The sequence below is a fragment of the Lactiplantibacillus sp. 30.2.29 genome (genome assembly GCF_018991255.1).
Taxonomy (GTDB): domain Bacteria; phylum Bacillota; class Bacilli; order Lactobacillales; family Lactobacillaceae; genus Lactiplantibacillus; species Lactiplantibacillus pentosus.
This window is the reverse complement of sequence record NZ_JAGYGU010000007.1, coordinates 23,973-37,593: the sequence shown is the minus strand read 5'-3', so window position 1 is coordinate 37,593 and position 13,621 is coordinate 23,973. Positions and strand designations below refer to the sequence as shown.

The 13,621-nt window shown below is 43.9% G+C and carries 21 protein-coding genes; 20 read left to right on the top strand and 1 reads right to left on the bottom strand.

Features of this window, described 5'->3' with window-relative positions; all coding sequences use genetic code 11:
* Nucleotides 1-314 precede the first annotated feature (314 nt).
* The gene (locus tag KGF65_RS05350; protein WP_101873892.1) at nucleotides 315-995 is read right to left on the bottom strand and encodes an A24 family peptidase; all 681 of its coding nucleotides are present in this window, start codon (nucleotides 993-995) and stop codon (nucleotides 315-317) included.
* Nucleotides 996-1,260: 265 nt separating this feature from the next.
* On the opposite strand from KGF65_RS05350, the gene rpsL reads away from it, so the two are divergent.
* The 20 genes from rpsL to rplF all read left to right on the top strand — a co-directional run bounded on the left by rpsL (nucleotide 1,261) and on the right by rplF (nucleotide 13,616).
* The gene (gene rpsL, locus KGF65_RS05345) at nucleotides 1,261-1,674 is read left to right on the top strand and encodes a 30S ribosomal protein S12 (protein ID WP_003638056.1); all 414 of its coding nucleotides are present in this window, start codon (nucleotides 1,261-1,263) and stop codon (nucleotides 1,672-1,674) included.
* A gap of 16 nt (nucleotides 1,675-1,690) precedes the next feature.
* Complete coding sequence (gene rpsG / locus KGF65_RS05340) at nucleotides 1,691-2,161, top strand: 30S ribosomal protein S7 (protein WP_003638057.1); 471 nt, start codon at nucleotides 1,691-1,693, stop codon at nucleotides 2,159-2,161.
* A gap of 142 nt (nucleotides 2,162-2,303) precedes the next feature.
* Nucleotides 2,304-4,400: an elongation factor G gene (gene fusA, locus KGF65_RS05335; RefSeq protein WP_003638058.1), complete on the top strand. Its 2,097-nt coding sequence runs from the start codon at nucleotides 2,304-2,306 to the stop codon at nucleotides 4,398-4,400.
* 1,649 nt (nucleotides 4,401-6,049) lie between these two features.
* Nucleotides 6,050-6,358: a 30S ribosomal protein S10 gene (gene rpsJ / locus KGF65_RS05330; protein WP_003638059.1), complete on the top strand. Its 309-nt coding sequence runs from the start codon at nucleotides 6,050-6,052 to the stop codon at nucleotides 6,356-6,358.
* A 37-nt stretch (nucleotides 6,359-6,395) separates the two neighbouring features.
* Entirely contained in the window at nucleotides 6,396-7,025 is a 630-nt protein-coding gene (gene rplC / locus KGF65_RS05325; protein ID WP_003638060.1) for a 50S ribosomal protein L3, read from the top strand.
* Between the two features lie 18 nt (nucleotides 7,026-7,043).
* Entirely contained in the window at nucleotides 7,044-7,667 is a 624-nt protein-coding gene (gene rplD / locus KGF65_RS05320) for a 50S ribosomal protein L4 (RefSeq protein ID WP_050338977.1), read from the top strand.
* The gene (rplW, locus tag KGF65_RS05315; protein WP_003638062.1) at nucleotides 7,667-7,960 is read left to right on the top strand and encodes a 50S ribosomal protein L23; all 294 of its coding nucleotides are present in this window, start codon (nucleotides 7,667-7,669) and stop codon (nucleotides 7,958-7,960) included. The genes rplD and rplW overlap by 1 nt, the downstream gene beginning before the upstream one ends.
* 23 nt (nucleotides 7,961-7,983) lie before the next feature.
* On the top strand, nucleotides 7,984-8,823 hold the full coding sequence (gene rplB, locus KGF65_RS05310) for a 50S ribosomal protein L2 (protein ID WP_003638063.1): 840 nt from the start codon (nucleotides 7,984-7,986) through the stop codon (nucleotides 8,821-8,823).
* 42 nt (nucleotides 8,824-8,865) lie between these two features.
* Nucleotides 8,866-9,141 carry a 30S ribosomal protein S19 gene (gene rpsS / locus KGF65_RS05305; protein WP_003638064.1) on the top strand — a complete coding sequence of 92 codons (276 nt, stop codon included), beginning with the start codon at nucleotides 8,866-8,868 and terminating at the stop codon, nucleotides 9,139-9,141.
* A 20-nt stretch (nucleotides 9,142-9,161) separates the two neighbouring features.
* Complete coding sequence (gene rplV, locus KGF65_RS05300) at nucleotides 9,162-9,509, top strand: 50S ribosomal protein L22 (RefSeq protein WP_003638065.1); 348 nt, start codon at nucleotides 9,162-9,164, stop codon at nucleotides 9,507-9,509.
* A 12-nt stretch (nucleotides 9,510-9,521) separates the two neighbouring features.
* Nucleotides 9,522-10,175 (top strand): 30S ribosomal protein S3, encoded by a 654-nt coding sequence (gene rpsC, locus KGF65_RS05295; protein WP_003638066.1) that lies wholly within the window; start codon nucleotides 9,522-9,524, stop codon nucleotides 10,173-10,175.
* Between the two features lie 2 nt (nucleotides 10,176-10,177).
* On the top strand, nucleotides 10,178-10,612 hold the full coding sequence (rplP, locus tag KGF65_RS05290) for a 50S ribosomal protein L16 (RefSeq protein WP_003638067.1): 435 nt from the start codon (nucleotides 10,178-10,180) through the stop codon (nucleotides 10,610-10,612).
* On the top strand, nucleotides 10,602-10,796 hold the full coding sequence (rpmC, locus tag KGF65_RS05285; protein WP_003638068.1) for a 50S ribosomal protein L29: 195 nt from the start codon (nucleotides 10,602-10,604) through the stop codon (nucleotides 10,794-10,796). The genes rplP and rpmC overlap by 11 nt, the downstream gene beginning before the upstream one ends.
* Before the next feature lie 22 nt (nucleotides 10,797-10,818).
* Nucleotides 10,819-11,088, top strand: a complete 270-nt coding sequence (rpsQ, locus tag KGF65_RS05280) for a 30S ribosomal protein S17 (RefSeq protein WP_050338976.1) — start codon at nucleotides 10,819-10,821, stop codon at nucleotides 11,086-11,088.
* Between the two features lie 42 nt (nucleotides 11,089-11,130).
* Complete coding sequence (gene rplN, locus KGF65_RS05275; RefSeq protein ID WP_003638070.1) at nucleotides 11,131-11,499, top strand: 50S ribosomal protein L14; 369 nt, start codon at nucleotides 11,131-11,133, stop codon at nucleotides 11,497-11,499.
* Between the two features lie 33 nt (nucleotides 11,500-11,532).
* Nucleotides 11,533-11,844, top strand: coding sequence for a 50S ribosomal protein L24 (gene rplX, locus KGF65_RS05270; RefSeq protein WP_003638071.1), 312 nt, complete (start codon nucleotides 11,533-11,535; stop codon nucleotides 11,842-11,844).
* A gap of 28 nt (nucleotides 11,845-11,872) precedes the next feature.
* Nucleotides 11,873-12,415 (top strand): 50S ribosomal protein L5, encoded by a 543-nt coding sequence (gene rplE / locus KGF65_RS05265; protein ID WP_003638072.1) that lies wholly within the window; start codon nucleotides 11,873-11,875, stop codon nucleotides 12,413-12,415.
* Between the two features lie 20 nt (nucleotides 12,416-12,435).
* Nucleotides 12,436-12,621: a type Z 30S ribosomal protein S14 gene (locus KGF65_RS05260; RefSeq protein ID WP_003638073.1), complete on the top strand. Its 186-nt coding sequence runs from the start codon at nucleotides 12,436-12,438 to the stop codon at nucleotides 12,619-12,621.
* A 33-nt stretch (nucleotides 12,622-12,654) separates the two neighbouring features.
* Complete coding sequence (rpsH, locus tag KGF65_RS05255; RefSeq protein WP_003638074.1) at nucleotides 12,655-13,050, top strand: 30S ribosomal protein S8; 396 nt, start codon at nucleotides 12,655-12,657, stop codon at nucleotides 13,048-13,050.
* A gap of 29 nt (nucleotides 13,051-13,079) precedes the next feature.
* On the top strand, nucleotides 13,080-13,616 hold the full coding sequence (gene rplF, locus KGF65_RS05250) for a 50S ribosomal protein L6 (protein WP_003638075.1): 537 nt from the start codon (nucleotides 13,080-13,082) through the stop codon (nucleotides 13,614-13,616).
* Nucleotides 13,617-13,621 lie beyond the last annotated feature (5 nt).

The window sequence follows — 13,621 nt, the reverse complement described above, 5'->3', positions numbered from 1 at the left end:
TTCCCGAAAAGGGCGGCCGTGATGGTCGTCCTTTTTGTTTGGGCTAAATTATGGGGCGTGCTGGGTTGCGGTGCTGGTGTCGATTGATGGCTACAGCTGGTTTTGGAATGCGACAATTTTCCACGTGAGGTCAGATCGCCGTCGAGCACGTTTCAGTGTTATCAGCTGATTAATCGCGGAAATCGGACAAGAACCTGCAGTGACTGTCGAGCCATAAGTGATTTGGTGTCACTAATTGTGTGAGGCGTTTTGACTAATTGGTATGCATTTCAAGCGACACACATACCGCAGTAATCACCAGATGGGTTTCAGGTTTAAGTTGGACCGACCAGTTGTGTCACCAGAATAAAGCCCCAGCTGATAAACGGAACGAACGGCAGGCGTCGCTTAGATGAACCGAGAATAAAAAAGACAAGGGCAGCAGTTGAAGCTAAGGCCAAACTGGTGAGAATCGCGTTCGCCGTGGCTAGGCAACCTAACATCAATAAGACATCAACGTCTCCCAATCCAAATGTCGGCGTTAAGCGAGCGAGCAGGTAGAGTGTGACGATCAGCACGAGCAAAATATAAAAGCCGATATCGAGGTTGGGGCGTTGTTGCCAGAGACCCAGCACTGCTGGTGTAATGAGCGTCAATGGATAGACATTGTAGTTCAGGTAATCAGTCAGGCTATTGAAAATTAAGACTAGGTAGCCGATAATAAGGGGCAGTGCAGTCGTGAGTGGGCCGGTGCTCGTCGCAACCAAGACGCCACACAACCCTTCAACTAGACTAGATTGTAGTGGAATCGGCTGCTGGCAGTCGTGGCAACGTCCGCGTTGCAAGAGAACGCCTAGTAGTGGGATGAGTTGCCAAGCACGCAACTGGTGTCGACAATTAGGGCAAATCGAACGTTGCGTCCCCCAGACGGGTTGATTACTGGATAGTCGTTCGGCGGTGCAGACGATAAACGACCCTAAGCACAGACCGAGTATGAAATGGAACAGGGTTAACATGATAAAACCACCTTTCATATGAGTAGTTACGTAAAACGCTCGCAAACTATTTTTCTGCAACATTTATTGACAACTTCGGGATGTCATGATAGTCTAGTAAAGGTGCTTTTTGCAGACAGATTCCTGTATCAGGAATACAGACATGCTGACTGGTCGGCTAAGCGCACAATAACCATGATTCGGGTTTTTCTTTTTACTCAAAAAAGAACCACCTGGATGTGTGGACTTAAAAATACAGATTTTTGGAAGGAGGACACTTTAGAACATGCCAACAATTAACCAATTAATTCGTAAAGGCCGTAAGTCTAAAGTATCAAAATCAAATTCCCCAGCATTAAACTTTGGGTATAACAGTTACAAGAAGGTTGCAACTAAGAACCCAGCACCACAAAAGCGTGGGGTTGCTACTCGTGTCGGTACCATGACTCCTAAGAAGCCTAACTCGGCTTTACGGAAGTATGCCCGTGTACGTTTATCAAACTTAATCGAAGTTACAGCTTACATTCCTGGTATTGGTCATAACCTCCAAGAACATAGTGTTGTTTTAATTCGTGGTGGTCGTGTTAAGGATTTACCTGGTGTTCGTTACCATGTTATCCGTGGTGCCTTGGATACTGCCGGTGTCGAAGATCGTCGCCAAAGCCGTTCCAAGTACGGTACCAAGAAGCCAAAGAAATAATAAGGAGGTAAGTTAAATGCCAAGAAAAGGTGCACCTGCAAAACGCGAAGTTTTAGCAGATCCAATGTATAACTCTAAATTAGTAACGCGTTTAATTAACCACTTAATGTTAGATGGTAAGCGCGGTACTGCATCAACTATTTTGTATGATGCTTTTGATCAAATCAAAGAACAAACTGGTAACGATCCTTTGGAAGTCTTCGAAGAAGCGATGAAGAACGTTATGCCAGTACTTGAAGTTAAGGCCCGCCGTGTTGGTGGTTCTAACTACCAAGTTCCAATCGAAGTTCGCCCAGATCGTAAGACGACTCTTGGCCTTCGTTGGATCGTTCAATATGCTCGCTCACGTGGCGAACATACCATGTCCGACCGGTTAGCTCGTGAAATCATGGATGCTGCTAACAATACTGGTGCTTCTGTTAAGAAGCGTGAAGATACGCATCGGATGGCTGAAGCCAACCGGGCCTTCGCTCACTATCGTTGGTAATATATCCGTGAAATGGTTAAAGGTCGCCTTTAACTAATCACAAAAAAGGTGGCTATTATATGTGCGCATATAGTAGTCATTTTTTGAAATAAGCTTTATACTGTTAATTCCATTTAAATTGAGAGGAGTAACACATTTTCTAATGGCTAATACACGAGAATTCTCACTCGATAAGACCCGTAATATTGGTATTATGGCCCATATCGATGCTGGTAAGACCACGACTACTGAACGTATCTTGTACTACACTGGTAAGATTCACAAAATTGGTGAAACCCATGATGGTGCTTCACAAATGGACTGGATGGCCCAAGAACAAGAACGTGGGATTACCATTACTTCAGCTGCCACGACTGCGCAGTGGAAGAACCACCGGATCAACATCATCGATACCCCAGGACACGTTGACTTCACTGTTGAAGTTGAACGTTCACTTCGGGTTTTAGATGGTGCCATCGCTGTTTTGGATGCCCAATCTGGTGTTGAACCTCAAACTGAAACGGTTTGGCGTCAAGCATCAACGTATAACGTTCCCCGGATCGTTTTCGTTAATAAGATGGACAAAATTGGTGCGGACTTCAAGTACTCTGTAAGCACGATTCATGACCGCTTACAAGCTAACGCCCACGCCATCCAATTACCAATCGGTGCCGAAGACAATTTCGAAGGGGTCATTGACTTAATCGAAATGAAGGCTGACCTTTATGATGAAGATCAACTTGGTACTGAATGGGATACGGTTGACGTTCCTGATGAATACAAAGAAGAAGCCCAAGCTGCTCGTGATGACTTAATCGAAGCCTTAGCTGACATCGATGACGGCATCATGGAAAAGTACCTTGGCGGTGAAGAAATCAGCAAAGAAGAAATCAAAGCTGCTATCCGTAAGGGTACGTTAGCACTTGAATTCTTCCCAGTATTAGCTGGTTCAGCCTTCAAGAACAAGGGTGTTCAAATGTTAATGGATGCCGTTGTGGACTACTTACCATCACCACTTGATGTTAAGCCATACAAGGCCACTGATCCTGAAACTGATGAAGAAGTTGACTTGATCGCCGGTGATGACAAGCCATTCGCTGCCTTAGCATTTAAGGTTGCTACTGACCCATTCGTTGGTCGTTTGACTTTCATCCGGGTATACCAAGGTACTTTGGAATCTGGTTCATACGTCTTGAATGCCACTAAGGACAAGCGTGAACGTGTTGGTCGTTTACTTCAAATGCATTCTAACCAACGGAAAGAAATCCCAGAAGTCTTCTCTGGTGATATCGCCGCTGCGATTGGTTTGAAGAACACCACGACTGGTGATTCATTGACTTCTGTTGACCATCCATACCACTTGGAATCAATGGAATTCCCTGACCCAGTTATCCAGGTTGCCGTTGAACCTAAGACTAAGGCTGACCAAGATAAGATGAACGTTGCCTTACAAAAGCTTTCTGAAGAAGATCCTACTTTCAAGGCTGAAACTAACCCTGAAACTGGTGAAACTTTGATCGCCGGGATGGGTGAATTGCATTTGGATATCATCGTTGACCGGATGCGGCGTGAATTTAACGTTGAAGCCACTGTTGGTGCGCCTCAAGTTTCATACCGTGAAACCTTCACCAAGAGCACTCAAGTTCAAGGTAAGTTCGTTCACCAATCTGGTGGTAAAGGTCAATATGGTGATGTTTGGATCGAATTCACTCCTAACGAAGAAGGTAAAGGCTTCGAATTCGAAGACGCCATCGTCGGTGGGGTTGTTCCTCGTGAATATATTCCTTCAGTTGAACAAGGTTTGAAGGAAGCTATGGCTAACGGTGTGTTAGCTGGTTATCCTTTAGTTGACGTTAAGGCTAAGCTCTATGATGGTTCTTACCATGATGTCGATTCTAGTGAAGCTGCCTTCAAGATTGCCGCTTCATTAGCATTGCGGAATGCCGTTAAGTCAGCTGGCCCTGTTATCCTTGAACCTATCATGAAGGTTGATATCGTTGCCCCAGAAGATTACTTAGGTGATGTTATGGGACACGTTACTGCTCGTCGTGGTAACATCGAAGGTATGGAAGAACGTGGGAATGCCCAAGAAGTTCATGCTTACGTTCCTTTGGCTGAAATGTTTGGTTATGCAACCACACTTCGTTCAGCGACTCAAGGTCGTGGGACATTCACGATGACCTTTGATCATTACGAAAAGGTTCCAAAGTCAGTTCAAGAAGATATTATCAAGAAGAATGGCGGCACTCCTGCCAACTAAGCTTGATTAATCATATGAAGAACGTTCAGCTTCGGCTGGGCGTTCTTTTTTTTTGCACTTTTTTGATGTGTGGGGTGTCGTTTGGTTGAAACGAGTGACTTGTGTGCCTTAATCGAACTTGTGAGCGTGCTGAGGGCAGATTGAGGAATATAGGGAAAGAGAGCGCCAGATGCGACTGACAGCTCAAAACGGGCGCTGTGAGGTCGTACTAAGCATGAGCGGATATTATAGTAGAACACGTTATGCTGGGTATGATTTAGCATTAAGGATGATTAAATCGTGCCACTTGTTTGGATTCCTGTTCGTCAGCTGGTGTGCGCCTTAGCCCGACTTCCGGGGCCGGCCGACAATTGCTGTAACGTAAGCCGACATCGATTTGAACTCACGCAGAAAATCACTGCGCAATTTCAAACACGAGTCTTATTCTAAGCGGGAAGAAGTTCGCTTCCGACTAAGAATAATTTGGCTACTGAGCATTGTCAGCCAACCCCTCCAGTCGGGAAGCCGCTCGAATGGCGGATGAACGACCACCTATTTTGGTACAATTTGAACATTGAATATTAGGAGACAGGTCCTTTGAGCAAACTTTTGAGCGATATTGATGATGACTGATGGCATTTGAGTATTTGGAAGATTACTTGAATATTATTCATTAGCCTTAATTGCAACCAGTCTGTACATTAGTCGATAAGATTTCCTTCGTTTAGACTCAGTACTCTGCTATCTCAGGGGACTGGAGAAAATTCTGAAAGGTTCAGTGAAGCGTGTGTCCGAAGCATTAAAGTATGTGTAAGGAAGTTTAGCGATTGTGAGAAAATAGTCTGACAGTCGAACTTCAAAATGGCCCTATGCTTAGAACCAACGACTCATCCAATAAAAGGTTGGGTTCACACATGTCCGTCTTTTGAATACCTGGAAGCCGGAGTAGGACGACACTACACCTGCATGCTTACACGAACTTGCACTATTTCCAGCGGGTCTCAGCTGGCACTTTTGAACATAAAAACGGCATGCTTTGATCATGACGCAGACCGAATTAACTAGCACAATGCGTGTCCCAAAAGACTCGGGTATTACTGACGAGTCTTTAACGTTGTCACCCGCACCATCTAAGTTGCGGCTAGTAGGGGCAATTAAGGCTTGAGTAATGTCACATTGGTCAAGTTGCTTCTATAGATAACACTGTGTCGTGAGATTGTGACGGCTCAGCAGAAAAGTAAGTGGATAAGAACTAAGATGGTCAGCGCGTTTAGCTGAGAGCGTGTTTAGTATTTAACATGAAGGGCGTTAATTTGGATCGGGGCCTTCAGAAAATCAGTGAGCATCGTTAGTAACCAAAAAAATAAGCACAAACGCTATTAATTGCCAGCAATTTATGTTACATTAATTGAGCTGGTTCAAAAAAGGTAACACGGTTTACAGCGATGGTTATAAAAAAAGTGCGAAAACACTTGCTATTACAGAGCTTTTCATTTATTATAGATTGTGCTTGGTATTTAGAAGGGGATTACTATACCCCCATCATCAAGTAGTCGTAGTTAGCTTTGATGTGAAAGGTTGCGACACGCCCGGCCACATTGTCATGGGACGTGGCGGTAATTTTCACGGAGCTAGTCTTATTTTCAAAATAGACGAAGGAGGTCACAACAATGGCAAAGCAAAAAATTCGTATTCGCTTAAAGGCATACGAACACCGCATTCTTGATCAGTCAGCTGACAAGATTGTCGAAACGGCAAAGAGAACTGGTGCTACTATCTCAGGTCCAATTCCATTGCCTACTGAACGGACTATTTATACCGTTCTACGTTCACCACATAAGTTTAAGGACTCACGTGAACAATTCGAAATGCGGACTCACAAGCGGTTAATCGATATCGTTAACCCAACGCCTAAGACGGTCGACTCATTAATGAAGTTAGACTTGCCTAGCGGTGTAGATATTGAAATCAAGCTTTAATTTACAAAACTAAAATCAATTAATTGGAGGTGTACTCATGACCACTAAAGGAATCTTAGGGAAAAAGGTAGGAATGACGCAAGTCTTCACTGAAAGCGGCGAATTAGTTCCCGTTACAGTTGTTGAAGTTCAACCTAACGTTGTGTTGCAAGTTAAGACTGTTGAAAACGACGGTTACGAAGCAATCCAATTAGGTGTTGACGACAAACGCGAAGTCTTGACGAACAAACCTGCTCAAGGTCATGCAGCAAAAGCAAAAACGACTCCTAAGCGCTTCATTCGTGAAATTCGTAATGTTGAGCTTGGAGATTACACAGTAGGTGACGAAGTCAAAGCGGATATTTTCGCAGCTGGCGACGCCGTAGACGTTACGGGTATCACTAAAGGTCATGGTTACCAAGGTAATATCCATAAGGATGGCCAAAGTCGTGGACCTATGGCTCACGGTTCTCGTTACCATCGTCGTCCTGGTTCAATGGGTGCCATTATCAACCGTGTCTTCAAAGGTAAGAAATTACCAGGCCGGATGGGTAATCGCCAACGGACGATGCAAAACTTACAAATTGTTCGTGCCGACGTTGAAAACAACGTTTTATTAATTAAAGGGAATGTCCCTGGCGCTAACAAGTCATTTGTTACAGTTAAAACATCAGTTAAGAGTAAATAAGGAAGGAGGACATAATACATGACTAGCGTAGCATTATTTAAACAAGACGGTACGCAAAATGGTGACGTTACTTTGAACGACGCTGTGTTTGGTATTGAACCAAACGAAAACGTGGTTTTTGATGCCATCTTGATGCAACGTGCATCAATGCGTCAAGGAACTCACGCAGTTAAGAACCGTAGTGCTCGTCGCGGTGGTGGTCGTAAACCATGGCGTCAAAAGGGTACTGGTCGTGCGCGTCAAGGTTCAATCCGTTCACCACAATGGCGTAAAGGTGGGATTGTCTTCGGACCAACCCCTCGTTCATACAGTTACAGATTACCTAAGAAGGTTATGCGCTTAGCTTTGAAGTCTGTCCTTTCACAAAAGGTCTTAGACAACAGCTTAGTTGCAGTTGATAGCTTAGCTTTCGACGCACCAAAGACTAAGGAATTTGTAAATGTGTTAAACAACCTCAACGTCGATACCAAGACTCTTGTTTTGGTTGAAGAGGACAATGAAAAGGCTGCTTTGGCGGGTCGTAACTTACCAAATGTTAAGATCCTAAAAGCCAAAGGTGTTAACGTCTTAGATGTCGCTAATAGTGACAAATTAGTCGTTACCCAAAAAGCCCTCGATCAATTAGAGGAGGCGCTCGCATAATGGAAGCACGCGATGTAATTTTACGCCCTGTCGTTACTGAAGCATCAATGGCTGACTTGGACGACAAGCGCTATACATTCGATGTCAACGTACAGGCGACAAAAACGCAAGTTAAAAAAGCAATCGAAGAAATCTTCGATGTCAAAGTCGTTAAAGTTAACGTTATGAACGTTAAAGGGAAGCTTAAGCGTCAAGGTCGTTACGCCGGCTACACTAAGAAGCGTCGTAAGGCGATTGTTACCTTAAGTTCTGATTCTAACGAAATTAAGTTGTTCAACGACGATCAACAATAAATCTAATTTAGGAGGTAACTCTAGTGGGTATTAAGAAGTATAAACCAACCACTAACGGCCGTCGTAATATGACTGCTTCTGATTTCTCAGAAATCACTAAGACGAAGCCAGAAAAGTCATTATTAGACTCACAAAGTCACACTGCCGGTCGTAACAGTTATGGTCACATTACTGTTCGTCATCGTGGCGGCGGTCATAAGCAACAATACCGTTTGGTTGACTTTAAGCGGATTAAGGACGAAGTTCCAGCAACCGTTAAGGCAATCGAATATGATCCTAACCGGACAGCAAACATCGCATTATTAGTTTACGCTGACGGTGTTAAATCATATATCTTAGCACCAAAAGGTTTGGAAGTTGGTATGCAAGTACAATCAGGTGCCGAAGCCGACATCAAGGTTGGTAACGCATTGCCATTAACTAACATCCCTGTTGGTACTGTTATTCACAACATCGAATTGAAGCCTGGTAAGGGTGGCCAATTGGCTCGCTCAGCCGGTACTTCAGCTCAATTACTTGGTAAGGAAGGCAAGTACGCAATCGTTCGTTTGTCTTCTGGTGAAGTTCGTTTAGTTCTTTTAACTAGCCGTGCCACTGTTGGTACTGTTGGTAATGAACAACATGAATTGATCAACTCAGGTAAAGCCGGTCGTTCACGTTGGCAAGGCAAACGCCCAACGGTTCGTGGTTCTGTAATGAACCCTAACGATCACCCTCATGGTGGTGGTGAAGGTAAAGCGCCAATCGGTCATCCGTCACCAATGTCTCCATGGGGTAAGAAGACCCTTGGTAAGAAGACTCGGAACAAGAAGGCTCGTTCAAACAAGCTTATCGTTCGTGGTCGTCGTCCAGGCAAGCATTAATAAAATTTGAATTTACTGTAGTTATCGAGAGGAGGTCACACGATGGGTCGTAGTTTAAAGAAGGGACCTTTCGCAGATGCGCATTTATTAAAGAAAATCGATGCACAATCTGATTCTGACAAGAAATCTGTCATCAAGACGTGGTCACGTCGTTCAACAATTTTCCCAAGTTTCATTGGGTACACAATCGCTGTTTATGATGGTCGCAAGCATGTCCCAGTTTACATCCAAGATGACATGGTTGGTCATAAGTTAGGTGAATTTGTACCAACACGGACGTTCCATGGTCATGGAACTGACGATAAGAAAACGAAGTAATAGTTAGGAGGATATAAAGAATGGCTGAACAAGTAACATCTGCACGTGCAACTGCAAAAACTGTTCGTATTGCCGCTCGTAAGGTCCGCCTAGTTGTCGATCTTATCAGAGGTAAAAGTGTTGCCGAAGCTTTAGCAATCCTGAAGTTCACTCCACGGGGTGCTTCTCCAGTAGTAGAAAAGGTTTTGCTTTCTGCTGTTGCTAACGCTGAAAATAACTTTGACTTAGATCGTGAAGATTTGGTTGTAAGCGAAGCTTTTGTTAACGAAGGACCAACCTTAAAACGGTTCCGTCCACGGGCAAAGGGTTCTGCTTCACCAATCAACAAGCGGACTAGCCACATTACGATCACAGTTACTGAAAAATAGGAGGGATAACGCGTGGGTCAAAAAGTAAATCCAACCGGATTACGTGTAGGAATCATTCGCGACTGGGAAGCAAAATGGTATGCTGAAAAAGACTTTGCTGCCTACTTGAACGAAGATTTACGCATCCGTAAGTATATCGAACAACGACTTGCCGACGCTTCCGTCTCCACCGTTGAAATCGAACGCGCGGCTAACCGCGTCAACATTTCAATCCATACCGCAAAACCAGGGATGGTTATTGGTAAGGGTGGTTCTGAAGTTGAAGCACTTCGTAAGGAATTAAACAATTTAACTGGTAAGCGAGTACACATCAACATCATCGAAATCAAGAAGCCTGATTTGGATGCCAAATTAGTTGGTGAAAGTATTGCGCGTCAATTGGAAGGCCGGGTTGCTTTCCGTCGTGCTATGCGTGGCGCAATGCAACGTACAATGCGTTCCGGTGCCAAGGGTATTAAGACACAAGTTGCTGGCCGTTTAAACGGTGCCGACATGTCTCGTGTTGAAGCATACTCAGATGGTACTGTTCCATTGCATACGTTACGTGCCGATATCGACTATTCATGGGTCGAAGCACGGACCACATACGGTAAGTTAGGTGTTAAGACCTGGATCTACCGTGGCGAAATCTTGCCAGAAAAGAAATCTGCTAAAGGAGGAAACTAAACATGCTGGTACCTAAACGGGTTAAGTATCGTCGTGTTCACCGTGGTAAAATGCGCGGTGAAGCTAAAGGCGGTAAAACAGTTGCTTTTGGTGATTACGGTTTACAAACCCTTGAATCACACTGGATCAGCAACCGGCAGATTGAAGCTGCTCGTGTTGCTATGAACCGTTACATGAAGCGTGGCGGTAAAGTATGGATTAAGATTTTCCCTCACAAGTCCTACACTGAAAAAGGTGTTGGTGTCCGGATGGGTAATGGGAAAGGTACTCCTGCAGGTTGGGTAGCACCAGTTAAACGTAACAAGGTTATGTTTGAAGTTGCCGGTGTCCCTGAAGAAGTTGCACGCGAAGCTTTACGCTTGGCTGGAACTAAGTTACCTGTTAAAACTAAGATTGTTAAGCGCGAGGAAGTAGGTGGCGAATCAGATGAAGGCTAAGGAAATTAAGGCATTGTCCACTACTGAAATGCTCGAAAAAGAAAAGTCTTACAAAGACGAACTTTTCAACTTGCGTTTTCAATTGGCCACTGGTCAGCTTGAAAACACCGCTCGTTTAAAACAAGTTCGTAAGAACATTGCGCGTATTAAAACTGCGTTGCGTGAACAAGAGTTAAACAAGTAGAGTATAAAGGAGGCAATCACGAATGAGTGAAGATACTCGTAACAGCCGTAAGGTGATCCAAGGACGCGTTGTTTCTGACAAGATGGACAAAACCATTGTTGTTATTGTCGAAACTTACAAGAACCATCCGGTTTACGGCAAACGTGTTCGTTATTCAAAGAAATTCAAGGCTCATGATGAAAAGAATGAAGCCAAAATTGGCGATATCGTCAAGATCATGGAAACTCGTCCTCTATCAGCTACTAAGCGTTTCCGCTTAATTGAAGTTGTTCAAAAAGCTGTTATTATCTAGATTATTAGCTGAATAAAATTACATGAAGGGAGGACACTTACTGTGATCCAACAAGAAAGTCGTTTAAAAGTTGCTGACAACTCCGGTGCCCGTGAAATCCTTACTATTAAGGTATTAGGTGGCTCTGGTCGGAAAACTGCTAACATCGGTGATATCATTGTTGCTACGGTCAAACAAGCAACACCCGGTGGTGTTGTCAAAGCTCATGATGTCGTTAAAGCCGTAATCGTCCGGACTAAGTCTGGTGTTCACCGTGCTGACGGTTCATACATCAAGTTTGATGAAAATGCTGCAGTTATTATTCGTGATGACAAGACGCCACAAGGTACTCGTATCTTTGGCCCTGTCGCTCGTGAATTACGTGATAAAGACTTCATGCGTATCGTTTCATTAGCGCCAGAAGTACTCTAATCACACACCGTAAATAAGGAGGTGCGCAACCTAATGTTGATTAAAACTGGTGATAAAGTTCGAGTAATCAGCGGTAAGGATCGTGGTCAAGAAGGTACTGTTAAAAAGGTTATCTCTGCCAAGAACCGGATCGTTGTTGAAGGTGTTAACAAGATCAAGAAACACCAAAAACCAACGAACGTTAACCCACAAGGCGGTATCGTGGACATCGAAGCACCAATCGATGCTTCAAACGTTATGTTCCTTGACCCATCAACCAACGAACCTACACGTTTAGGTGTTCGTCGTGAAGATGGCAAGCGTGTCCGTTACGCTAAAAAGTCTGGTAAAGACTTAGAAAACTAAGACTGACTGAAAGGAGGAAGCAAGTTTCATGGAAAACCGTTTAAAAGCTCAATATGAAAAAGAAATCGTCCCAGCATTAGTTGACAAGTTCAACTACACTTCAGTAATGCAAGTGCCAAAGCTGGCTAAAATCGTTTTGAACATGGGTGTTGGTGATGCAGTTACCAACGCTAAAAACTTAGACGAAGCAGTTGAAGAATTAACTTTGATCTCCGGTCAAAAGCCATTGGTTACCCGGGCAAAGAAATCTATCGCTGGTTTCCGTCTTCGTGAAGGTATGGCAATCGGTGCCAAGGTTGACTTACGTGGTGAACGTATGTATGACTTCTTGGACAAGTTGATCAATGTTTCATTACCACGTGTTCGTGACTTCCATGGTGTAAGTACTCGTTCATTCGATGGTCGCGGTAACTACACATTGGGTGTCCGTGAACAATTGATCTTCCCAGAAATCAACTATGATAATGTTAACCGTGTTCGCGGTTTAGACATTGTAATCGTTACGACAGCTGATAGTGATGAAGAATCACGTGAGTTGTTAACTCAATTTGGCATGCCATTTGCTAAATAACCGAAGGGGGTTAATCGAAGTTGGCTAAAAAATCACAAATTGCTAAACAAAAGCGCGGTGCTAAGTTTAACGTACAAAACTACACCCGTTGTGAACGTTGTGGTCGTCCACATTCAGTTTACCGTAAATTCCACTTGTGCCGTATCTGCTTACGCGACCTGGCCCACAAAGGTCAAATCCCTGGTATGAAAAAGGCCAGCTGGTAAAAATAAACCCAAGTTAAAGGAGGTTAAACTTTCATGATGACTGATCCAATCGCAGATTTCTTGACTCGTATCCGTAACGCTAACATGGTACGCCACGATTCATTAGAAGTTCCTGCATCAAAAATCAAACGGAACATTGCTGAAATTTTAAAGAATGAAGGTTTTGTTCGCGACGTTGAATATATCGATGATGACAAACAGGGCATCATCCGTGTCTTCTTGAAGTATGGTAAGGACAACGAACGTGTAATCAGTGGCTTGAAGCGTATTTCAAAGCCAGGTTTACGTTCATATGTCAAGGCTGATGCTGTTCCTAAGGTTTTAAACGGTTTAGGGATTGCTATCATCTCAACTTCAGAAGGTGTTATTACTGATAAAGAAGCTCGCGCCAAGAAGCTTGGTGGCGAAGTATTAGCTTACGTTTGGTAATCATTAATTAAGACGGGAGGTGCAAGTAAGTGAGTCGTATTGGTTATAAAGTAATTGAACTACCTGCTGGGGTAGAAGTATCACAAGCTGGTGAAGTCGTTACGGTTAAGGGTCCTAAGGGTACTTTGACGCGCAACATTGCCAGTGATATTACGATGACGGTTGAAGGCAACGAAGTTAAATTCACTCGTCCATCAGATGACTACAAGATGAAGGCATTACACGGTACTACCCGTGCTAATGTGAACAACATGGTTGAAGGAGTTACTAAAGGCTTTACTAAGAACCTTCAATTGGTCGGTGTTGGTTACCGTGCCCAATTGCAAGGCAAGAAGTTAGTATTAAGCGTTGGTTACTCACATCCTGTTGAATTCGAAACGCCAGAAAACTTGACAATTGAAGTTCCTGACAACACGCACATCAATATCTCTGGTATTGGTAAGCAAGCTGTTGGTGACTTTGCTGCCGAAGTTCGGGCCGTTCGTTCACCTGAACCTTACAAAGGTAAAGGGATTCGTTACGTCGATGAATATGTTCGTCGTAAGGAAGGTAAGACTGGTAAATAATGCAG